The 23,805-nt window shown below is 33.7% G+C and carries 14 protein-coding genes; 6 read left to right on the forward strand and 8 right to left on the reverse strand.

Annotation, left to right across the window (positions count from 1 at the left end):
- Positions 1 to 45: 45 nt before the first annotated feature.
- Complete coding sequence (locus C8C83_RS03810) at positions 46 to 585, forward strand: DUF4136 domain-containing protein (RefSeq protein WP_121326501.1); 540 nt, start codon at positions 46 to 48, stop codon at positions 583 to 585.
- A 345-nt stretch (positions 586 to 930) separates the two neighbouring features.
- Positions 931 to 2,175: a threonine ammonia-lyase IlvA gene (gene ilvA, locus C8C83_RS03815; protein ID WP_121329941.1), complete on the forward strand. Its 1,245-nt coding sequence runs from the start codon at positions 931 to 933 to the stop codon at positions 2,173 to 2,175.
- Between the two features lie 78 nt (positions 2,176 to 2,253).
- Here ilvA and C8C83_RS03820 read toward each other — a convergent pair whose 3' ends face one another.
- Positions 2,254 to 4,659: an RICIN domain-containing protein gene (locus C8C83_RS03820; RefSeq protein WP_121326502.1), complete on the reverse strand. Its 2,406-nt coding sequence runs from the start codon at positions 4,657 to 4,659 to the stop codon at positions 2,254 to 2,256.
- A 397-nt stretch (positions 4,660 to 5,056) separates the two neighbouring features.
- On the opposite strand from C8C83_RS03820, the gene C8C83_RS03825 reads away from it, so the two are divergent.
- From C8C83_RS03825 to C8C83_RS03835, 3 genes are all read left to right on the forward strand, one after another.
- On the forward strand, positions 5,057 to 5,443 hold the full coding sequence (locus tag C8C83_RS03825; protein WP_121326503.1) for a group III truncated hemoglobin: 387 nt from the start codon (positions 5,057 to 5,059) through the stop codon (positions 5,441 to 5,443).
- 86 nt (positions 5,444 to 5,529) lie between these two features.
- Positions 5,530 to 5,970, forward strand: coding sequence for a hypothetical protein (locus C8C83_RS03830; RefSeq protein WP_121326504.1), 441 nt, complete (start codon positions 5,530 to 5,532; stop codon positions 5,968 to 5,970).
- A 266-nt stretch (positions 5,971 to 6,236) separates the two neighbouring features.
- The gene (locus tag C8C83_RS03835) at positions 6,237 to 7,994 is read left to right on the forward strand and encodes an aromatic amino acid hydroxylase (protein ID WP_121326505.1); all 1,758 of its coding nucleotides are present in this window, start codon (positions 6,237 to 6,239) and stop codon (positions 7,992 to 7,994) included.
- 194 nt (positions 7,995 to 8,188) lie between these two features.
- Here C8C83_RS03835 and C8C83_RS03840 read toward each other — a convergent pair whose 3' ends face one another.
- The 5 genes from C8C83_RS03840 to C8C83_RS03860 form a co-directional block, all read right to left on the reverse strand.
- Positions 8,189 to 8,818, reverse strand: coding sequence for a DUF4230 domain-containing protein (locus tag C8C83_RS03840; protein WP_121326506.1), 630 nt, complete (start codon positions 8,816 to 8,818; stop codon positions 8,189 to 8,191).
- Positions 8,819 to 9,016: 198 nt separating this feature from the next.
- A complete protein-coding gene (locus C8C83_RS03845; RefSeq protein ID WP_121326507.1) occupies positions 9,017 to 11,335 on the reverse strand; it encodes a BamA/TamA family outer membrane protein in 2,319 nt (772 codons plus the stop codon).
- On the reverse strand, positions 11,319 to 16,409 hold the full coding sequence (locus C8C83_RS03850) for a translocation/assembly module TamB (protein WP_121326508.1): 5,091 nt from the start codon (positions 16,407 to 16,409) through the stop codon (positions 11,319 to 11,321). The genes C8C83_RS03845 and C8C83_RS03850 overlap by 17 nt, the downstream gene beginning before the upstream one ends.
- 302 nt (positions 16,410 to 16,711) lie before the next feature.
- A complete protein-coding gene (locus tag C8C83_RS03855) occupies positions 16,712 to 17,683 on the reverse strand; it encodes a GSCFA domain-containing protein (protein WP_121326509.1) in 972 nt (323 codons plus the stop codon).
- Positions 17,684 to 17,782: 99 nt separating this feature from the next.
- The gene (locus C8C83_RS03860) at positions 17,783 to 18,574 is read right to left on the reverse strand and encodes a hypothetical protein (protein WP_121326510.1); all 792 of its coding nucleotides are present in this window, start codon (positions 18,572 to 18,574) and stop codon (positions 17,783 to 17,785) included.
- 203 nt (positions 18,575 to 18,777) lie between these two features.
- On the opposite strand from C8C83_RS03860, the gene C8C83_RS03865 reads away from it, so the two are divergent.
- A complete protein-coding gene (locus C8C83_RS03865; RefSeq protein WP_121326511.1) occupies positions 18,778 to 20,523 on the forward strand; it encodes an ABC transporter ATP-binding protein in 1,746 nt (581 codons plus the stop codon).
- 92 nt (positions 20,524 to 20,615) lie between these two features.
- Here C8C83_RS03865 and C8C83_RS03870 read toward each other — a convergent pair whose 3' ends face one another.
- Both C8C83_RS03870 and alaS read right to left on the reverse strand, forming a co-directional pair.
- Positions 20,616 to 20,993, reverse strand: a complete 378-nt coding sequence (locus tag C8C83_RS03870; protein WP_121326512.1) for a GxxExxY protein — start codon at positions 20,991 to 20,993, stop codon at positions 20,616 to 20,618.
- A gap of 113 nt (positions 20,994 to 21,106) precedes the next feature.
- The gene (gene alaS / locus C8C83_RS03875; RefSeq protein WP_121326513.1) at positions 21,107 to 23,737 is read right to left on the reverse strand and encodes an alanine--tRNA ligase; all 2,631 of its coding nucleotides are present in this window, start codon (positions 23,735 to 23,737) and stop codon (positions 21,107 to 21,109) included.
- Between the last annotated feature and the right edge of the window lie 68 nt (positions 23,738 to 23,805).

The following is a 23,805-nucleotide window of genomic DNA, read 5'->3' on the forward strand; positions in this document are numbered from 1 at the left end:
ACGCTCAGCCTGACAAAAAGATGAGAACATTAAATTTTTAAACATATGAAAACATTCAAATTAGTACCCGTTTTTTTGCTCTTAATACTAGCTTCATGTAGTACGGTTAGTGTTTATTCTGATTATGATAAAAACGTAGATTTTGCGCCTTATAAAACTTATGCTTTTTTTAAGCCGGGAATTGATAAGGTCGAAATATCTGATTTGGATAAAAGACGAATTCTACGTGCCATTGATGATCAAATGCAAGCCAAAGGTTTTACCAAAAGTGAAAACCCAGATTTATTAGTGAACATTTTTACTAAATCAAGAGAACAAGTTAACGTAAACCAATTTAGCGCTGGCTGGGGTTATGGTTGGGGTTGGGGATGGAATCCTTATATGATGTATGGAGGAAACCAGACTACAGTATCAACTTCTACAGAAGGAACCCTATACATTGACTTAATTGATGCCAAAAAGAAAGAAATGATCTGGCAAGGCGAAGGCGTAGGAACTCTGACTAAAAATGTTGACAAAAAAGATGCAAGAGTAAATGAAATTGTGAGCAAAGTTTTGGCGCAATATCCGCCAGTTAAAAAATAATTAATACATTTGCCATTCAATTATTTGAAATGAAAAACTTAAATAACATTATTATCTCTATTACTATTATTGCAATTCAGCAATAATGGCGAGGTATTATATAAATAAGTAAACAAAATACAATTTATAAAACCTCCCAAATCGGGAGGTTTTTTTATTTAGCGAATATTAAAGTCGCCACGAATTTCACGAATTAACGCGAATTATTCTTTTCCATCGTTAAGAAAAAAATTAGAGAAAATTTGTGCAATTCGTGGCAAAAAAAACAACAAACATCACATTTTAACTACAGATTAAAAATCATTTGAAATCATTTAATCTGTGGCAAAAAACAATTTAAACATTATGAATCTATTTAACGAAGTACTTGCTGCCCAAAAGCAATTAGAAAATGTAGTTGCTGCTACTCCACTCACGCAAAATCTGAATCTTTCAGAAGAATTTGAATCTACTATTTTATTAAAAAGAGAAGATTTACAAATTGTGCGGTCGTACAAAATCAGAGGCGCTTACAACAAGATTTCTTCGTTAAATGATACCGAAAAAGCAACCGGAATTGTTTGTGCAAGTGCCGGAAATCATGCACAAGGTGTTGCTTATTCCTGTCATCTTTTGCAAATACAAGGCAAAATCTATATGCCAAAAACAACTCCAAAGCAAAAAGTAAAACAAGTACAATTATTCGGAAAATCGTTTGTTGAAATTGTGCTTACCGGAGATACTTTTGATGATGCTTATGCTTCGGCTACAGCCGATGCCATTAAAAATCATAAAATCTTTATCCATCCTTTTGATGATGAAAAAGTCATTGCAGGTCAAGGAACCGTTGGATTAGAAATTCTTGAAAGCTATAAAGAACCAATTGATTACGTTTTTGTTCCGATTGGCGGCGGAGGATTAGCTTCGGGTTTATCCGAAGTTTTTAAACATTTAAGTCCACATACTAAAATTATTGGCGTGGAGCCAAAAGGAGCGCCTTCGATGAAAACTTCGATTGAAGAAAACAAAAACACCGCTCTAACCACAATCGATAAATTTGTAGATGGCGCAGCGGTGAAACAAGTTGGCGATAAAACTTTTGAAATCTGTCGCTATAATTTAGAAGACATCATCTTGGTTCCCGAAGGAAAAGTTTGTACCACAATTTTACGTTTATACAATGAAGAAGCAATGGTTGTAGAACCTGCGGGCGCATTAACAATTGCAGCTTTAGACTTTTATAAAGAGAAAATAAAAGGAAAAACAGTCGTTTGCGTCGTAAGCGGAAGTAATAATGACATCGAAAGAACTGCCGAAATAAAAGAGCGTTCTTTATTGTATGAAGGTTTAATGCATTATTTTATGATTCAGTTTCCACAGCGTCCGGGAGCTTTAAAAGAGTTTGTAAACAATATTTTAGGTCCTGATGATGATATAACTTATTTTCAATTTGCTAAGAAAAACAGCCGCGAAGTAGGTTCTGTAGTTGTGGGATTAGAATTGAAAAACAAGAATGATATTCTGGCGATTAAAATGAATATGACCAAAAATGGTTTTGAATTTCAATATTTAAACGACAATCAGGATTTGTTTACTCAATTAATAGGATAAAAAATAAAAGGCTGCCTGAATAAATTAGACAGCCTTTTAAACATCAATATAAAATTACTAATTGAATTCCTGATGTAATTATTGCTTCAATACCTTTTTAGAATAAGAACCTGTTTTATCGCTTACTCTCACGATATAAACTCCTTTTGGAAGTCTTGAAACTTCTATTTCGGATGGATTTCCTTTTACAAAATCTACATTTTTCTTAAGGATGTTTTGTCCTCCAATATTGAATACTTCTACAGTAGCGCTTCCTTCATGATTGGTATCAATTTTTAAATAATCATTTGTCGAATTAATAAAAATTGCCATATCGGTTGAAGTTTCGCTAGTTGGTGCAATTTCTGTTAAAGCTCTTTTTGCTGTTGATTCTACCTGAACCAATTGCCATTGTTGGTTTAATCCACTTGTATAATCCCAAACCTGAATATTAGCTCCATTTGCTGTAGAAACATTTTCAACATCCAACGATTTATTACTGTTTACGTTGATAATACTGTAATATCCACCTCCCAGACTATTAACAGTCCATTTAAATTCATTAGAACTAGAGAACGTTTTTTGCTGCACTTTCAATCCATTTGCTGTTCCATTGTTTTCAACTGCCAAATACATTCCTGTAGATTTTACAATAATGTAATAACTACCGCTTCCTGTAGAAACAAATTTCCAACGTTGGTTGCTTCCGCCTCCGCCTGTAACATCATATTGCTGAATACGACCTCCGCTTGTAGTCGAATTATCTGCAACATCTAAACCTTTGTTACTGTTTCTTGAAATGATATTATAGTATCCAGGAAATCCTGTTGTTCCAGCATTTATTGTTATAGCGCTAGTTGCAGTTTTAGAACCGTCTACTGTAGTAACGGTAATAGTAGCATTTCCGGCAGCAACTCCAGAAACCAATCCGTTTGAATTTACGGTTGCAACCGAAGTATTACTTGAACTCCAGTTTACTGCTGTATTTGTTGCATTACTTGGCGAAATTGTAGCTGTTAATTGTTGTGTTTGTCCCGCCGTAATAGTTGCCGAAGCCGGACTCACACTAACGCCTGTAACCGCAACCGGATTTGAAGCTCCCCAATTAAATGTCACAGCAGAAGATGCTGGAACTGCATAATCAAATGCCGAAGATCCTGATACTACTTTGATTGTATTTGCAGATCCTGAATTGTAAATTACAAGTGCAATTGATCCGTCAGGATTTTTGAATGCAGAAGAAGTAATCGAACCACTTGTACTTGACGAAGCAACTCTTAAAGCGCCCGGTTTTACAAATTTTGAGATTTGACCAATAATGTAGTAAGCGACATTTTTAGTATAACTTGTACTATTGTTAACCGTTACGGCTCCCAAACAAGTCGTACATCCGCCAGGAGTGCGCGGTCCTAAACTTGAATTATTGGCGGCATTCCATTCTAAGACTGTTTTTGCCCAATTAGTCGTGCTTCCGATAACCACATTTTGCATGTGCCAGCCAAAGTCTCCGCTAAAACTTCCGCCTGAACCTGTGTATTGTTCTGTAAAATAAACATTCTTGTTTGTAGCATTTTTTACTGTTGACATTGCTGAGATATTTCCCAAATACAAGTGAAATGCAGCTCCGTCAACGTAACTGCTATTATTCAAAACATCAATAGGATAAGCCGTATTATCGCAATTATGATCAAAAGCGATAATTTTAATTCCGCCATATCCGGCTGCTGCCATTTGTGGTCCAAGTTGTTGATTGATAAAATTCTTTTGCTCTGTAGAATTCATCAGCATACTTGGTTCATTGTTTGGATTTTCAGGTTCATTTTGAGGTGTGATTCCCCAAATAGAAATTCCCTGTGCTGCCATTGCATCAAAATATTTCACAAAATACTTTGCATAAGCAGCATAATATTGTGTTTGCAGATTTCCGCCAACCCACGAACCGTTACTTTTCATCCAGCGTGGCGCTGACCAAGGCGTTGCTAATATTTTTATGTTTGGATTGATTAGCTTAATCTTTTTTATAATTGGAATCAAATAAGTTAAATCTGGTCCGTTTAGACTAAAATTATTCATGTTAACATCTCCCGAAGTTTCGTTATAACTATAAGAAGAACTGCTTAAATCTGAAGCTCCAATACTAATACGAACCACATTTGCGTTTAAACCTGTAGTAGGATTATACAAATCATTTAATAGTTGATTTTGCTGAGTTGCTGCCATTCCGCTAATTACTTCGCAACTTCCTTCGGTAAGTGTATAACCAAATCCATCCATTGTCTGATAAGTAGTTCCGGCATTAACCGTTACTGTTGAAGGATTAGATCCTGAATTAGCTCCAAAACTTACAGTACCTTGCTGTTGCAATAGTTTTGTCTGATCGCCCGAAGTAATCCACGGAGTAACTGTTTGAGCATTTACATTAGTAATAAACAAAAGCATTATAATGACCTTTATCATTATCGTAGCTTTTAATTGGTTTTTAGGTTTTAAGGTAGTTTTGTGCATAGTTTTCTAGTTTTTTAATAATTTAATTTTTCTCATTTTTTAAGATTAATTTTAATAATTCACAACAATATTATGTTAATTTTAATTAAAATGACATTTATTCGACTTTACAAATACACATCAAACTAAGAATTTTCCTTAACAAAAACTTATCTAACAATTTTTTAATTACCTGTTTTTCAATTATTTAAAATTAACAAATAACTAAAATCTTACTTTAAAACTATGCAAATACAAGACGGCTTATATTTTAACCTCATAAATGTAAGATTTAGCTTGAAAATGGGAGCCTTTTGGGATTAATTTACTTTAGATAAAATAATCTTAAAATGATAAATATCAGAAAACAGAAGTGATCATATATCGTATTTTTGCACTTCACTTTATAGCATAAAACATGGCAACTCTTAAAGATATTTCGAACCTGGAGGATATAAAAACAATGGTCAATACTTTTTATGATAAGATTAGAAAGGATGATCTTCTTGGCCCAATTTTCAATGATAAACTGCAAGATCGCTGGCCTGTGCATTTAGAAAAAATGTATGGCTTTTGGCAAACTATTTTATTTGATGTTCGCGCTTATTCCGGAAGTCCTTTTCCTCCGCACAAACAATTACCGGTAGACAAAACTCATTTTGATCGTTGGATTGCGATTTTTAATACTTCGATTGACACTCAATTTTCAGGACCAATTACAGAAGAGGCAAAAATGCGCGCCACAAATATGGCGTTTATGTTCAATCATAAAATTGAATATTTTAGAAACGCAGACAATCATTAATTCAAAAATTTGCAGGATATTTCGCTATATAGTTTTGGATTATAATTTTTTAAATAGTTAAATTTGACCAAACCAATATTTGAAATATGTTTAAAACATTACTCTCTTTTCTTCTTTCTCTTTTTATTTTTAATGGTGCTCAGGCACAAACAGTTAAATCAATTTTATACAAAGGCACTATTGACGGAAAAACCGCTGTAACTTTTTATATAAAAGCTGAAAATCATCCTTGCAACGCTGATCTAATGTATACTTCGATGTATCGTTACGACAATTCGGGCAATTGGATTCAGTTAAATACAACTCAAAATAAAAAAAACGAGAACGAATTTGTATTTGTTGAGCAAGGATTTACCGGTGTCATGATTTTAAAGAAAGACAGCGCTACTCTAAACGGCTTATGGATAAGTCCCGACACTAAAAAGCAACTGAAAACAGAGCTGAAAAAAGTCCCCATGACGGCAAAAGACATTCAATTCTATGAAGATAAGATGGAAAAGGTAAATTATGAAAACAATGATTGCTAAAGCCTTACTTCTGGATAATTAAAAAGATTCTTTTGAAAATTAAAGCCCTAGCCCTGATAGAAGCGGTATCCTTTTTCTGGCTTCTTTAGCTAGGAAAAGATACAAGTGGATAGCAGGAAATAGCTCCAAAAAATCCAAATAAACTACAACTCTATATCTAAAGAAACTGCAATAAAAAATCATTTCGAACAAAAAAATTGTGATGAATAGCAAAAAATAGCGTCTTAAATTCGTAATTTTACATTCTAATCTACAACGTTTTCGAAATGAATGCAAGTATTGAAACCAACCCATTATTAGAGCGATTGCCTAAACATTTAAAGCAATTTATTAAATCGCAGGATTATAGCGATTATACGCCAATTAATCAGGCCGTTTGGCGCTACGTAATGCGTAAAAACGTAGATTATTTATCAAAAGTTGCTCATAGTTCGTATTTAGAAGGTTTGCGCAAAACGGGAATCGAAATTGATTCGATCCCAAGTATGTACGGAATGAACCGAATCCTGACCGAAATTGGCTGGGCTGCTGTTGCCGTTGACGGGTTTATTCCGCCAAATGCTTTTATGGAATTTCAGGCTTATAATGTGCTTGTTATTGCTTCGGATATTCGTCAGTTAGAACATATTGAATATACGCCTGCGCCGGATATTATTCACGAAGGTGCCGGTCACGCTCCTATTATTGCGAATCCTGAATATGCTGAATATTTGCGTCGTTTTGGCGAAATTGGCTGTAAAGCGATTTCATCACACAAAGATTATCAGATGTATGAGGCGATTCGATTGCTTTCAATTTTGAAAGAAGCCGAAGATACTCCGCAAGAAAAAATCGATGAAGCCGAAAAAGCGGTTGCCGATTTGCAGAATAATATGGGCGAATTGTCTGAAATGGCTCAGATTCGAAACCTGCATTGGTGGACGGTTGAATATGGTTTAATAGGAACTGTTGAAAATCCAAAAATATATGGCGCCGGATTACTTTCTTCGATTGGCGAAAGTGCCTGGTGTATGACGGATAATGTAAAGAAAATCCCTTATGATATTTCGGCTGCGAATCAAAATTTTGATATTACGCAATTGCAACCTCAACTATATGTTACACCGAATTTCTCTTATTTAAGTTTAATTCTGGAGGAATTTGCTAATAAAATGGCTTTAAGAACGGGAGGTCTTTCGGGAATTCAGAAGCTAATTCATTCGAATGCTTTAGGAACTATTGAATTGAGTACTGGTTTGCAAATTTCGGGAGTTTTTACCAATGTTTTGGAAGATGAAGGAAAACCTGTTTACATTCAAACTACAGGAAAAACCGCTTTATCGTATCGCGAAAAAGAATTGGTTGGACACGGAACTTTAACGCATCCGCACGGTTTTGGAAGTCCGATTGGGAAATTAAAAGGCTTTAATCTGGCGATTGAAGATATGAGTCCAAAGGATTTGCAAGCGTACTCTATCGTTGAAAATGAAACTGTAAAACTGGAGTTTGAAGGCAATATTATTGTTGAAGGAGAAATTATTACAGGCTCAAGAAACTTACACGGAGAAATTATTCTGATTAGTTTTAGAAATTGTACCGTTACTCATGGCGAAACGATTTTGTTTCAGCCTGATTGGGGGAATTATGATATGGCAATTGGTAAAAAAGTGGTTTCTGCTTTTTCCGGTCCAGCCGATGTGAATAGTTTTGATCTTATAAATTCTGTTCCAAAAACAACTACTATTAAAGCTAAGCATACAGACGAACGTGATGATCTTGAAGTTCTTTATCAAACTGTTCGCTTGACTAGAGAAAATAAAGATTCTAAATCTGAATTAAAATCTGTCTTTACTAAACTGAAAGAAAATCATCCTAATGATTGGTTGCTTTCTGTTGAAATTGCTGAGCTTTTGAAGGATTCAAATGAAGATCAGCTTCTACAGGAACTATTAGTTCATCTTGATCAATTGAAAGTTAAACGTCCAGAAGTGGCGCATTTAATTGCTGGCGGATTGGATTTGATTTTTGATAAAGAAGCGGTTTAGTATATTATTGCACGCAGATTTGGCGGATTTAAACTGATATGCGCGGATTTTTTTTAATCTCGCGAAGGCGCTAAGTCGCAAAGTTTTTACCTCATTTTATGTCATTTCGATCCCGAAGCTTCAGGATCGAAATGACAAGATTGCGGAAAAACCTTTGAACCTTTGCCTCTCTGAACCTTTGCACCTTCCTCAAATCATAACTTCAAATCCTGATTCAGCTCTTTTTCTGATTCAATAGTTTTTCCGTTGTATTGAAGTTTCCAACCCATTGAATTGGTTAGAATTAAAATCTTAGATAATTCGCTAATCAAACGATTTTGTGCGTTTGTTTTCAAAGTGGAAGCTTCGATTTTCTTAGCTAAATTTGCTTTTACAGATTTGTTGATTTTATTGTAATCGTCTCCCGTAAACGGATTCAGCTTGCTTTGTTCAACATCATAAAACTGAATATCAGGATTAATCGTGATTTCTTCTTTTGGGATATTAAGAATTGTGATGGTTTTATTCTTTTCGTCGATATCGTATTTCATTTTATGCAAATCGTAAGCTACAGTAACATTTGCATTGACAACAACAAGTGCTTTCTTCTCAAAAGAAACCATATCCATCAAGTATTTCTGCTGGTTTTTATACGTGATAACTTCTGAAAAATGTCCTTCAGTAACCACCAATTTACCAACATTAAGAATTTGCTGCTGAATCAGATTGGTGTTATAATCGATGGTAGAATCATCTTCTTTTTTGAACTGACAGTATTTGAAACCCAGAACTATCACAAGTACGAGCGCAGCTAAAACTATTATCCTTTTTATTAAATTTTGCATTCCATTATTTTATTAGACCAATTTACTGCTTTTTTTAGTTTTTTCCGCCACGAAATTTTTTTGCCACGAATTTCACTAATTTACACTAATTGTATTGGCTATAAAATAGGACTACACGAATTCTTAATTTGTGTAATTGATTATTATACACAAAGTATGATTAGTGTAAATTCGTGAAATTCGTGGCGAAAACCTTTTTTAAAATGGATATCCAATTGCGATATTCAGAATCAGATTATCTTTTCGCCATGGACCACTTCCAAAATCAATATCCTTGATTACCCATCTTTCGCCTTCAGGTAAATAAGGTTTTCTAAGCGGAAATGCCAAATCGGTTCTTAAAACCAGAAAAGACAAATCAAAACGTAAACCGGCTCCGGCTCCAACCGCAATATCTTTCATGAAATCTTTAGTAATTTCTCCACCAGGTTTGTTCGGATCTGCATTTAAAAGCCAAACATTTCCTGCGTCTATAAATACAGCTCCGCGAACAATACTAAAAAGTTTTGCTCTGTATTCTGTACTAAATTCCAGTTTTAAATCTCCTGATTGATCCGGTAAAAAATCATTGGTAGTTTTGGTATTCAAGTAACTTCCCGGTCCCAAAGATCTTGCTCTAAAGGCACGAATACTATTGGTTCCTCCCACAACAAATTGTTTGGATGTTGGCAATGCGCTTGAATTTCCATACGGAAGTCCAGCACCAACAATGATTCTACTTGCCAATTCGCTTTCTTTTCCGAGTTTTAAATAATGCCTGAAATCGGCTCTCATTTTTACATATTGGCTAAAAGGAACATTAAATATTTTTATCGTATCATTCTTTTTAACATTTGCTCCTGTAGCCAAACCTGTTATGTTTCCCGCCAAATCTAAATCTCCGCTAAAATAGAACGTATTCTTTTTACGTTTCTGCATTGTATTGGTATAGGTGTAGGTATAAGTTGGGCCAAAAATCAATTGTTTTTCAATTACTTTTCCCAACGATTCGTCTTCTTTAATATCTTCTAAATATTCTGCCGTAACATGATTTGGACTAACATAAGTAACATCAATAACATTCAATTGATGTTCTTTTCGAATATTCTCTTTCCATTGATATCCGAAAGATGTTTTAAAAGAATTTAAAGCATACAATTGTGTTCTGTTTTGGTATTCATATCTCACAGCTGCTTTCGTTCTCGGCACATATTCGCTATTACCTTCAACATGAAAAAACGGAACGATAAATCTAGGCCATGTTAAACTGGTTTCTGTACCAAGTTTATAAATATTCTTCCCATTATTATCTCCCGAAAGTTGAAAATCGGCACCACCAAAAACAGAAACCGTAAGCAATTCTGCTCCTCTAAATAAGTTTCTATTATTCCAATTTACATTGACTTCTGTTCCCGTATAACTAGCCGAATTTGTTTTCCCTAAAACCTCAAACCGAATAAATTTCTTTGGCAAAAGTGTCAAATAATAATAGGAATCCAGCGTATTAGGTAAACTATCCGAAGGTTTAAATTCGTTTTTTACAAAGCTAAAAGTTCCCAGATTCACAAACCGATTTAGCGTTAAATTATGATCTTTTCTATTGTATAAATCTCCTTTTTTGAAATAGATTGCCCGATCAAAAACTCTCGGTTTAAAAGTATCTGCCGTGTCTATAATCGTGAAATCTTTGTACTGAACAACATCTTCGGGTTTGTATTTAATGCTGTCTTTTGAAATGGCAAAATTCGGGTAAACAATAATTTTGTTAATCTTATAAGATGTAAGTGCTTTTGGCGGTGTATCTGCTTTTATTACCAGCCTGATTTTTACTTCATGATCGCCTTTACTACTATCAACTTGCGCTAAAATATAATCCGGATTAAAATAATAATATCCCTTTTCTTTAAGTCTTGCATCTATACGCTCACGTTCGGCTTTTATAATATCCAAATCATAAGGTTTACCAACTTTTAATAAACTTCTTCGGCTCGATCTTGCTATTAATCTTGACATTGCCAACGAATCATCTGGAAATGTCACGCTTTTTATGATGTATCGTTTTTTGGGTTCAACCGTATATTCCGCCGTTACTCTTTTGTTACTAACGGTAGAATCGGCACTTACGCGGGTTTTAAAATAACCTCGGTTTTCAGTGAAATTTCGAAGAACTGAAGCATTGTAATCCAAGTCGACTTTACTAAAAAGTACCGGCGGTTCACCAACTTTATTTCGCAACCAATATCGAATCCCTTTATCTTTTTTGGGCTGTCCGGCAATATTATAAATCCATAATTTAGGACGTAATCCCAGGAATTGTTTGTTAGGTTTTGGACGCAACAAACCTTCAAGTTCCGTCTCCAGTTCTTTGCGTTCTTTCTTTTTTATAATCGTGTCTTTGACGGTCACAGAACCCCCTGTATACAACAATTCTCCATCAGGCAAATACTTTGTATTGCTGCATCCAAAAACAAAAAATAAGGATAGCGCAATAAAATATCTGATGTATGCTGTTTTTATATTGCTATGTTTTTTGCTCATTTCCTTCAATTTGATTTTCCTTTTTTTCCTTGTCTTCCTTCTCTTTCTTTTTGGCTCTTTCCTTGCGTAATTTCTCTTCTTTTATCATTTCTTTTTCTGCCGCTGTGCGATGAAAAAGCTCTCTGAATTTGTTGTAACTCATCGTGATAATAAACGCAACTCCAGTCTCAATAACCTGACCTTCTACTGCAACCTGATATTCATTTTTTCGATAAGCACGAACCATATATCGTCCGTCTTTTGTAAGCTGATAATCCAGCGCTACGTCGCCCGCAATATTCGTACTTTGTTCGTTGGCGCGTTCTTGTCCTTCAACCGCAAAACTGCTACCTACGGTAACTTTTAATCGATCATCGAGAAGTTTTTTAGAAACACCAACATTCAAATCTGTTCTGTTTTCTCTGCTCCCTGACGTATAATCATCCGTAGATTCTAAATCAAATTCTAACTGAACTCCGGTAATTAATTCTCCTGCCAAATCATTTAATTGTTGCGAAAGTATTTTACTCACACTTTGTCTTGCCAAAGATTCTGCACTTGTTCCGCCGCTTTCACTCGCAAACGGATTTTCGCCAATAAATCTATTCAATAATAAAAGCGCAAAAACCTGTTTGTTTAATTCGGCTGGTTCTTGTCTTAGTTGTTGTAATTTCGTTTGTGTAAGAGACACAACATCTGTAGAAACATCATAATTCCCGTCCGGAAGTACAATATCAAATGTAATTTCAGGCTTCAAAAGTTCCCCGTTCATCTTTAATAAAGTCTGAAAAGGAATTTTCTGTTTGTACGTATTTCTAACTGTTGGATTATCTGTTGGCAATTGGTTTCCAAGTAAATCGATTGGCGCTGCATCTACTTTATAAATCGCTGTAATATTCAAAGTTGCCATTGTTGGCTCACCATTCCAGGTAATCGAACTTCCTTTTTGAATATTAAATTTTCGTCGAATCATATTGAAATTCATTTCATATGCACCATCAGAAAACTCATATTTACCGGTTAAAGTTGTTTTCCCCGAAGGATCGATTCCGCCAATAAGTTCTGCTTCACCTTTTAGATTCAGATAATCACCATTTCCTTTGTCGATAACCAATGTCAATTCCGCCTCTTTATCTATCGAAATCGCAACACTCACATCCATCCCAATTAACTGCGATTGATTTAATTTTTGCTGCATTGCCGCAGTCTGTTTCAGATACTGATTGTCTTCATCTACAAATTCTACAATTCCTTCACGATCTGCAATCGAAGGATCTGATTGTGGTAAAACAACAGTGAATTTCGTGTCTTTATTTATTTTGATATTTCCGCCAACGATTGGGTTTGCCAGTGTTCCTTTAATATTTAACTTGCTGTCCAGAATCAAATCTCCATAAAACAAATCATTATCTTTTTCTTTAGAATGTATCGCTCTAAAATCTTCTGCAACAACGGTTAAACCGAAATCAAAATTGGTATAATCTGCTGATTTAATAGTTCCGTTTATCGTTAATTCATTATCATTTTCATCCTTGAAAGTAAAACTGTCAAATGTAATTACATCATTTTGAAGCGTAATTTTTTCCTCTTCCGTTTTAAAATATGAATTGAATTTCGTGACTCTGAAACCTGTATTTTTAAAGTCTAATTCCCCATTTACTTTTGGCGCAGACGCGTTTCCGCTAATTTTGAAATTTCCGGTCAAAAATCCTGTTCCTTCGGTAAGATTTCCCATACTGAAACCCTGAATACTTTTGATCTTCAATTTGTTAAAATCCAGATTAAAATCCAGATTTCCATCGTCTATTTTATAGTTTCCAGTTAGGTTTACATCATTTCCTTCTCCACTTAGCGTAACATTTGCTGCCAATAAATTATTGGTTTTATTATCGACTTTTATTGCAATATCTCCAACAGGTTCTCCTTTAAAAGCAAATTGATCAACTTTAATATCCGATGTAAAAGTTGGTTTTGTCATTACATTTTCAACCAAAGCATTTCCGTTAATCAAACCTTGCATTAATAGTTGATCTTTTTTGACGATGTTCATAATCGTCTCAATTTTGAAGTTTACAAAATCAACTTTAAGCGGTGCATTATCCTGATTTCCCTGCGATTGAATTCTAAGTTCATTTCCTGAATTTTCTAAGAAAAACTTATTGATATAAAGTCGTTTTCCTCCAAACTCAATGGCATTTTCAGGATCAACATTCCATTTATCATAATTCAGGACAAAGTTTTCTGCATCAATTTTGAAGATGTTTTTAGAATCTTCGGCTTTAAAATTTCCTGCAATAAAATATTGTTGTTTGTCTTTTGCATCTTTCACTTCAAGTGCATAAGTCAAAAGATTATTCTCTACTTTTCCTGATAAACTCGTAAACGGAATCTTCAAAGAACCGCTTTCAATTGTTGCCACAGAAATTGCATATTCTAAAGCATTTTCTTTGGCTTCGATATTTATTTTTCCGTCAGAAATAGTGTTATCCGCATATACAATTCTCGGAATCGTTCCTTTTATTTCTAAAGAATCTGCAACATTATTGTACTTTCCGGTAATATTAATGGGTTCTAAACCTGTTAATTTCGGAACGAGTTTAAAAAGTATCGGATCATTATCAATCTTTAAAGTAAATGCCAAACGTTGTTCGTCTGATTCGCCATTTGCTTTCGGATTTTTTAAATCAATATATTTCGAAAGTGACTTTTTTATTGCCGCCGTTAATGTTGTCAGTTTGTATTTTCCGTCAACTTCTGCTTTTAAAAACTGAGACGAAATTTTGATATTATTTCGATTATTATCTGCGAAAGCAATTATTCGCATAGAATCCAAAACGATTGGTTCTGCGTCTTGCAAAATCTGAATGTTCGAAAGAAACACTTTTCCATTTAGAAAATCTGGATTACTATTGGCAATATCTGCATCTATATTTCCGCGCAATTTCATTGGTCCGGCATGAAGATTCAGCTTTTCTAAATCGGCAATATCAAGGTTTAATTTTAATTTTATTGAAGGATACTTTTCTTGTGTATTTCCGCTCGCAACCAAGTCAAAATTTAAGTTTGGATCTTGCATTCCTGATTTTACATCGAATGAACCGTTTGCGATATTTCCTTTTAAAGCTAAATCTTTATACGTGTATTTATTGAAAACTGCTTTCTGAACCAAACCGTCAAATTGTGCCTGAGCCGTTTTTGGATCTAAACCTTTGCCTTTTACTTTCGCTTTAAGCGTAATTTTTCCAATCGAATCATTTTTGATTAATCGTCCCAAATCAAAATCTAACAAATAAACCGTCGCGTCGTATTTCTCTTTTTTCTTAATACGCTGATCAAATAAAGCATCAATTTTGGCATTTCCGAAGCTGCTGTTTAAAGCCAAATTGGTTTTGAAATTCTGAACTGAACCTTTAAATTTTCCACTTAAATTAAGTTGAGAAGGCAACTGAATATTCTTCGGAATTGTTCCCGCCGGTACAAACGAATAAATGTCTTTTGAAGTACTTGAAAGTTTTTTAATATCTAAATCATAATACGCTTTTTGTGCATCAGGCAAACCTTTTATTTTCCCCGAAAGGGCAACTTTTGTAGTTCCAATTCCGCTCATTTCGAATTGCGGAATATTCAAATCTTTGATTTTTCCGCTCAAGCGTGTGTTCAAATATAGAATTGCATTTGGATTACTCTTAAACGGATTCGTTTTTTGCAAATCGGGAACAAAAAGCAAAATGTCTCTAAACCCAATTTTTGATTGTTTTAGATTTGCGTCTAAAGTAAGGTTTCCTAAATCTTTAGAAATCGAGGCAATCGAAGAATAAGAAACTTTGGCTTTATCCTGAAGTAATGTTTGCGGCGTTTTTAAATATAAATCATTCAAATACGCATTTTTAGGTCCGTAAAAGAAGTCTGTTTTTAAAGACTGAATTTGCAATCCGCTTTTATCATTTACAGTTAATGCTTTTATATTTCCTGAAATTGTATCGTTTCCATAATACAATTTTTCAGCTTTAAAATTGAATTTATCCAAATCCATATGGCTGTAATCAATTCCTTTTGAAACGGGTTTTGATTGCATATCATCAAATTTGAAAGCAATATTTTCTAAATTAACATCTGCCAATTTCACTTTCCAACCAGCTTGTTTTATTGCTGTTGTATCTAAATTTGGCGCTTGAATTTGTTTGTCTTTTGCTCCTAAACGTAAGTTTCCTTTTAGATTTTTTAATTCGAAAGAATCAAAATCCAAAAGCTGATTATTCAAATCTATCTTATTTACTGATAAATCTAAATTGCCCAGTTTTATTCCCGAATCTAATTTGGAATCTTTATTGTCATAAGCAATATCAATTTTTGACAAACTGATTTTGCCTAATTTTAAATTGAAATCTGTTCTTTTCGAAATTGTATCAACGGTTTTCACCGAAACTTCAGCAATTTTCTCTACAACATCTTGATTTAAAACTACTTTTAATCCTTTTAAATCAATATTTGGAATATCAAAATCCATTTTATCCAAATCGAATTCTTTGAATTTCGTATCAAAATGTGTAAGGTTTACCCGAACATCATTTTTAGAAAAATCGTCTTTAAAATTAAAATTCACGTTATCAAGATCAACTTTGACAACTGATATTTTGAATGGTTTACTATTCGGATCGTCGACTTTTGGTTCTTTTGATTCAAACGCTTTTATGATATAATCGAAGTTGAAAACGCCGTCTTTATTTCTGGAAATATTAGCTTTGACATTTTCCAATGCAACCGAATTGATTTCTAATTCGCTACTTACCAATTTAAATAAATCGACATCGAGTTGTAAACGTTTACCTGCCAATAAAGTATCTTTTTTTTGATCTTCAAAATAAAAACCTTCAAGAACTACATCTTTAGGAAATTCTATCGAAATGTGATCTAAAGAAACTTTGGTTTTGATTTTGCCTTGCAGATAGGTAATCGCTTTGTCTTTTACATAATTTTGAACGGAAGGAACCTGAATCAAAACAATCAGCAATAATAAAAGTACGATAATAGAAGCCACGCACCAAAGAAGTACACGTAGTGTTTTTTTAAGAAAATGAATGGGTTTCTTATTCATACGTCAATAAAACACGTTAGATTAAAGTTGCGTTATTATAAAGCTGTATTTATACAGTTTACAAAATTGAAAAAATTAAACTTTAACAATTTACACAATTACACGCAATTATTCTAAAATTTCAGGTACAAATAATTATTTTCTTACTTTTTGATTTGCCACGAAAGCGCAGAGACGCAAAGAAAAAGGATACGAATTTAAAAGACTTGGCGTCTTCGCGACTTTGCGCGCAATTTTCGCCAATACTTTAAAAAAACTTAAAAAACAATCTCGCAAAGTCGCGAAGTCGCAAAGAATATTTTTTAAAACTTAATATGAGACCATTTCTCTTCTATAACCGTGATTTTTTGATGAAGTTTGGCTAAGAATTTCTGATGTTGTTCTGATTCCGGATTGAAGCTTCGATGGCGCAAACTTTTTTGAATTTCTTCGATTTCCTGCATCGTCGGAATACTGTTTTCAGAAATATAGTTTTCACTGAATTTATGCCAGATATAATCGATTGCTACTTGATTTGGATGTAGCATATCTTCGGAATAAAAGCGATAATCACGAAGTTCGTCCATCATGATTTCGTAAGACGGAAAATAATTATGAATTATATCCCGAAGCTTCGGGAGTGAATTATGAATCTTTAAAACTTGGTGAAGTCCGGCAAACAAATGTGATTTACTTAATTGATTTTCTGCAAATCCGTCTTTTATATGTCGAACAGGAGAAACGGTAAAAATGAAATTTACATTCGGGTTCAAAACCTGAATCAAATCTATTGTATTCTGGATGCTTTTCTGAATTACTTCAACCGATAATAACTCTTTTTCAAATTGTTTTTGAGGAACTTTATGGCAATTTGCCACAATCTGATCGTTTTCGATATTTCGATAAACCCAGGAAGTTCCATAAGTTATAATAATGTGCGAAGCTTCCTTTAATTGTTTACTGGTTTCTGTAATTGCTTTATTTAATGTTTCCAGCAATTCTTCCCGATCAGAATTACTTAAATCCGAATGTACTTCATAACTGTGCCAACGCTCATTATAAAAGAAAACATCTTTCTCTGTATAGAATTCCTGTTTAATGATTCGGCTAATAATTTTCTCGATCGAAACCGGATTAAAAATAATCCCAAACGGATTTGTTGTGTTTTGAAACTTAAAATAGTCGAATTTCTCCGCCATATTTTCGGCAAAACAAGAACCAAATGACACTACTTTTGAGTTATAATCAATAGGATTATTAGCTTTTGAAATTGGTATTTGGGTTCTGAATTGCATGTCGTTTATTTTAAACACGAATTTCACCAATTTTTACCAATAAAAAAACCAAATACAAGAAAGTATTTGGTTTTTGATATAATTTCGAAATTGGATTCCTTAATAAGTATATTCTATTTCATATTCTATTGATTTTCCGTCACCCGCAAATGATGTTTGTTTCGTTGGAAAATCTTTATCATTATAAATATAATTGCTTAAATAAACAGATGTATCAGGCGAATCACTATCTACTCTTTTAATTTTCGATATGTTGTTACGCGAAATTTCTGTTTCTTTCAATAATAGATCTAAACCTAAAATATTTTTTAAAGGATTATTTTTAGTATCATATTCATACGTTCTTGTCGATGTAGAAACTCCTCTGACATTTTTGTCTTCAATAAGATTACCTTCTTTATAAGTAAAAGTTCCTTCGCTGATCTTTTTTTCAATTTGCGTATCTGCATCAACTTCGTAATCAATATATGAAATCAAATTATTAGAAACATGCGTATAAATTGTTTTGCCAATATATGTTCCGTTAGGATATTGAGGCGTGAAATATTCTCTTGTAATTCTGGTTTTTAATTTTCCGTTTTCATAAGTATATTCAGCTTCCATATCTTTAGTTTCTAAACCTTTAGAATCAATATCAAATAATTGCTGCTTGGTAATAAAATTTCCTGTATATGTAAAAAGTGCTTTTGAACGTACTGATATGCTACTTACAATTTTGTTCCCGTCATAAGTTATAGTGTTTTTAGTATTTGTACCCAAATCTGGTGAAGGATAGCTATAAGTAATTGTTTTAGGCAAGATAGATGTATCTTCTGAAGAATTATTATCATCATTTGAACATGATGTAAGTACTAAAGTAAAAGCGCTAAAAAGCAATAAAAGGTTTTTCATTTTTTGGAATTTGTTTTTGGTCGAGCAAATATAATTGAAATTGTTTCGATTAAGAGATTTAAACAATCTTTAATATCTAATAGCAAACAACATAGGCAAGAAATTATCTTAGTCAAAAAATTTACATTTTTAATAACTAAAAGCCACTTTATAGCGTCAAACTATTCACTACTTTTGCATCTGCAATAAATTTAAACTCACACATGAAATTACTATATTCTTATATAATCAAACACAAAATGCTTTTGTTTTTTGCGTTGATTATGGCCTCCATCAACATTTGTTTCAGCTTATCAGACTCTGTAATAACCGGTAAATTAATGCAGGATTGCGGTGTTGGTTTGCATAAATATGCCGGAAACGAAATGGGTTTTATAAAATCTTTATCATTCTGGTTGGGTCTTTCGCTTGGTGCTGCGATGATTTCCAGAATCACCAAAAATTTTCAGGATTACTTTACCAATGTCGTTATTCAGCGAACTGGTGCACAAATGTATACTGACGGAATTAAAAAATCTCTTGATTTACCATTTGCTGAATTCGAAGATCAACGAAGCGGCGAAACATTAAGCAAACTGACGAAAGTACGCTCTGATTCTGAAAAACTAATTACGCTTTCGATTTCTTTAATCTTTCAAACCATTATCGGATTCATATTCGTTATCGTTTATGTTGCCCGAATTGATTATCGTATTTCGATTATCTTTTTGATTACGGCTCCAATTATTGCTTTGATTAGTTCTTATTTGGGAAAAAAAATAAAAATCGTTTCTCGAAAAATTGTCAATCAAACCAATGCTTTGGCAGGTTCTACAACAGAAAGTTTAAGAAATATCGAGCTTGTAAAAAGTCTTGGATTAACTTATCAGGAAGAAAAACGTCTAAATTTAAATACGTTTAAAATTCTACAGCTTGAATTAGAGAAAATCCGTTTTATCAGAAGTTTGAGTTTTATTCAGGGAACAACTGTTCACTTTTTACGAACTTGTGTCGTTTTTACTTTGTATTATTTCTTGTTTGGAAATAAAATTATCGTTGGTGATTTACTAACAATGGTATTCTTTACTTTCTTCATTTTTGGACCTTTACAGGAATTAGGAAATTTCATTATCGCTTTGAATGAAACCAAAGTTTCAATGGAAAACTTCAAAACCTTATTAAGTGCTCCAAAAGAATTTCGTCCTAAAAATCCAAAACATGTTGGAGCAATTCAGTCTTTGCTTTTTAAAGATGTAAGTTTCCAACATAAAACTGCAAAATTTAAGGCTGTAGAAAACATAAATTTCGACATTAAACAAGGTGAAACAGTTGCTTTTGTTGGCCCGTCCGGTTCCGGGAAAACAACTTTGGTAAAATTATTAGTTGGTTTATACACGCCTGCCGAAGGAAAAGTTCTTTATAACAAAATTGATTCTACCGAAATTGATTTGCTCGATTTAAGAAAACAATTAGGTTTTGTAACTCAGGATGCGCAATTATTCTCGGGAACAATCCGTGAGAATTTATTATTCGTAAAACCTAATGCAACCGACGAAGATTTATATGATGCATTAAAACGTGCAAGTTGCGAAAAACTGCTTCAACGCGCAGAAGATGGTTTAAACACAACAATTGGCGAAGGCGGAATTAAAGTTTCGGGTGGTGAAAAACAACGTTTATCTATTGCACGTGCGATTCTTAGAAATCCGAATTTATTGATTTTTGATGAAGCAACTTCTGCATTAGATTCTATTACTGAAGAAGAAATTAATGCTACAATCAGAAATATATCAGATCAAAACAGAATCACCGTTTTAATCGCCCACAGATTATCAACGGTAATGCACGCCGATAAAATATTTGTATTAGAACAAGGTAAAATTATCGAGCAAGGTAAACACGAAGATTTAATTGCTGAGAAAGGTTTGTATTACGCTATGTGGCGTCAGCAAATTGGCGAACGTAAATAAGTTTTTTTTTAATCTCGCAAAGACGCAAAGTCGCAAAGTTTTTCTTTAATTCTTTGCGACTTTTTTTATTACTAAGTTTTTAAGTTTAAAAGCTAGAGATTTGAAACTACTCTTTTGATACCAAGTTTTATTATTGGAACATTAAAATTAATTAATAATCCTAATTTCATTTTCGTGATTTTGAGATAAGTCAAAACTTGCTTTGCGTGAACATCTGAAATTTTTTCAATTGATTTGATTTCTAAGATCACCTTATTTTCAACTATTAAATCTGCTCTAAAACCAATATCTAAGTTTATTTGATCCCAAATAACAGGAAGCACTTTTTGTCTTTCTACATTCAAACCTCTCTTTGTCAATTCATGATGCAGAATCGCCTCATAAACAGATTCTAACAATCCTGGACCAAGTTTTACATGGATTTTATAACATACATCGACTACAATAGCTGAAATTTCATTTTCTGTCATTTTCTCTTTTTATAAATTTAAAGAAAAAGCTTACATAAAAATTATTAAACTTAAAAAAAGTCGCAAAGCATATAAAATACTTTGCGACTCTGCGTCTTTGCGAGATTAAAAACTTACTTCACGAACTCAACCGCTTTAGCCAAAGCCTCAGCAATTCCGTCAGCGTTTTTACCTCCTGCGGTTGCGAAGAAAGGTTGTCCTCCTCCTCCTCCTTGGATATATTTTCCTAATTCGCGAACAACTTGTCCTGCGTTTAGTTTTCTGTCTGCAACTAAATCTTTAGAAATATAACAAGTCAACATTGGTTTTCCTTCTTCGACTGTAGCCAAAAGTAAAAATAAATTACTACCTAAATTCCCTAATTCATAAACTAAGTCTTTTGCTCCTTCCGGATTCAAATCAACTTGTTTTGCTAAGAATTGGATTCCGTTTATTTCTTGTAATTCTTTAGCCAAATCACCTTTCATGTTTTTAGCTTTGTCTTTCAATAATACTTCCAATTGTTTTTTCAACTGAATGTTTTCTTCTTGTAAAGACTGAATTGCTTTTACAGGATCCTGAGCATTTTTCAACGTTTCTTTAATTTCTTCGTAAGAAAGCAATTGTGACTCAAAATATTCTTTTGCAGCTTCACTTGTAATTGCTTCAATTCTTCGGATTCCTGATGCTACAGCGCCTTCAGAAACAATCTTGAAATGCCAGATATCAGATGTATTTGCAACGTGAGTTCCTCCACATAATTCGACAGAATCACCAAACTTAATCATACGAACCAAATCTCCGTATTTCTCTCCAAACAAAGCAATTGCTCCTTCTTCGATAGCCTGATCTTTTGGAATTGCTCTTTTTTCGATCAATGGCAAACTCTCACGAATTCTTGCATTTACAAAATTCTCTACTTCTTTTAATTCTTCGTCTGAAACTTTAGAGAAGTGAGAAAAGTCAAAACGCAATGAAGCATTTCGAACCATAGATCCTTTTTGCTCAATATGAGTTCCTAAAATCTTACGCAAACCTTGGTGCAATAAATGCGTAGCCGAGTGATTTGACGAAGTTTTTGCTCTTTGAATTGCATCAACAACAGCATTAAAAGTTCCGGTTAAATTTTCCGGTAACGATTTTGCCAAATGTATCGTTTGGTTGTTCTCTTTTTTAGTATCAATAATATAAACGATGTCTCCGTTTTGAGATTCAAGATATCCTTTATCTCCCGTTTGTCCTCCGCTTTCTCCGTAAAACGGAGTTGCATTGAAAACCAATTGATAAATTTCACCATCTTTTACACTATCAACTCTACGGTATTTAGTGATTTTTACCTGGTGCGATAATCTGTCATAACCTACAAATTCCTGAATATCATCTTCTACAATTACATTCCAGTCTCCGGCAGTTACTTTTGAAGCTGCACGAGATCTTTCTTTTTGTAATTGCAATTGTTCTTTAAATCCTTCTTCGTCTAATTTCAATCCTTTTTCTGAAAGAATCAAAGCTGTTAAATCGATAGGAAAACCGTAAGTATCATACAATTCAAAAGCTTTTTTACCGTCGATTGTATCTCCTGTATTGTTCAAAATTACAGCATCTAAAAGTACTAATCCCTGATCAAGTGTGCGTAAGAAAGAGTTTTCTTCTTCACGAATTACATTCGAACAAAGTGCTTTTTGAGTTCTGATTTCAGGGAAAGAATCTCCCATTTGCTCACTCAAAGTTTCTACCAATTTATAGATAAAAGCTTCCTTAATATTTAAGAAAGTGAATCCGTAACGAATTGCACGACGCAAAATTCTACGAATCACATAACCAGCTCCGGTGTTAGACGGCAACTGACCATCGGCAATAGCAAAAGCTACCGCACGAACGTGATCTGCAATAACACGAATTGCAATATTTACTTTTTCCTCAGCCTCATTTGATGCTTTAACAGTATAATGTGCTCCGGTAATTGTTTCGATTTCTCTGATAATAGGCATAAAAACATCTGTATCATAATTTGATGTTTTACCTTGCAATGCCATACACAAACGCTCAAATCCCATTCCGGTATCTACGTGTTGTGCAGGAAGTTTTTCTAATGATCCATCAGCTTTACGGTTGAATTCCATGAATACATTATTCCAGATTTCAACTACTTGCGGATGATCGTTGTTTACAAGACTTTTTCCTGAAACAGCAGCTTTTTCTTCCGGAGTACGTAAATCAACGTGAATTTCAGAACAAGGTCCGCATGGTCCCTGATCTCCCATTTCCCAGAAATTATCTTTCTTGTTTCCAAGAATAATTCGGTCTTCGTCGATTAATTCTTTCCAGATATCCCAAGCTTCCTGATCAAACGGAACATTATCTTCTTTGCTTCCTTCAAAAACAGAAACATAAAGGTTTTCTTTTGGAATTTTATAAACTTCTGTCAGTAATTCCCAAGCCCAGTTGATTGCTTCCTTTTTGAAATAATCACCAAAAGACCAGTTCCCTAACATCTCAAACATGGTGTGGTGGTAGGTATCAATACCAACTTCTTCAAGATCGTTATGTTTTCCTGAAACACGAAGACATTTTTGCGTATCGGCTATTCTTGGACTTTTTGGCGTTCCGTTTCCTAGAAAATATTCTTTGAACTGGGCCATTCCCGAGTTATTGAACATTAAGGTTGGATCGTCTTTAAGCACAATAGGAGCTGATGGCACAATAGTATGGCCTTTGCTCTCAAAAAAGTCTAGAAATTGTTTACGTACGTCTTGTGATTTCATATTTAAATTAAGAAAATGTATCTGTTTATTAATGTGCCAATTTGATACTGTGATAATTAGATAATTTT

Origin of the sequence: Flavobacterium sp. 90 (assembly GCF_004339525.1) — a bacterium.
Lineage (GTDB): Bacteria > Bacteroidota > Bacteroidia > Flavobacteriales > Flavobacteriaceae > Flavobacterium.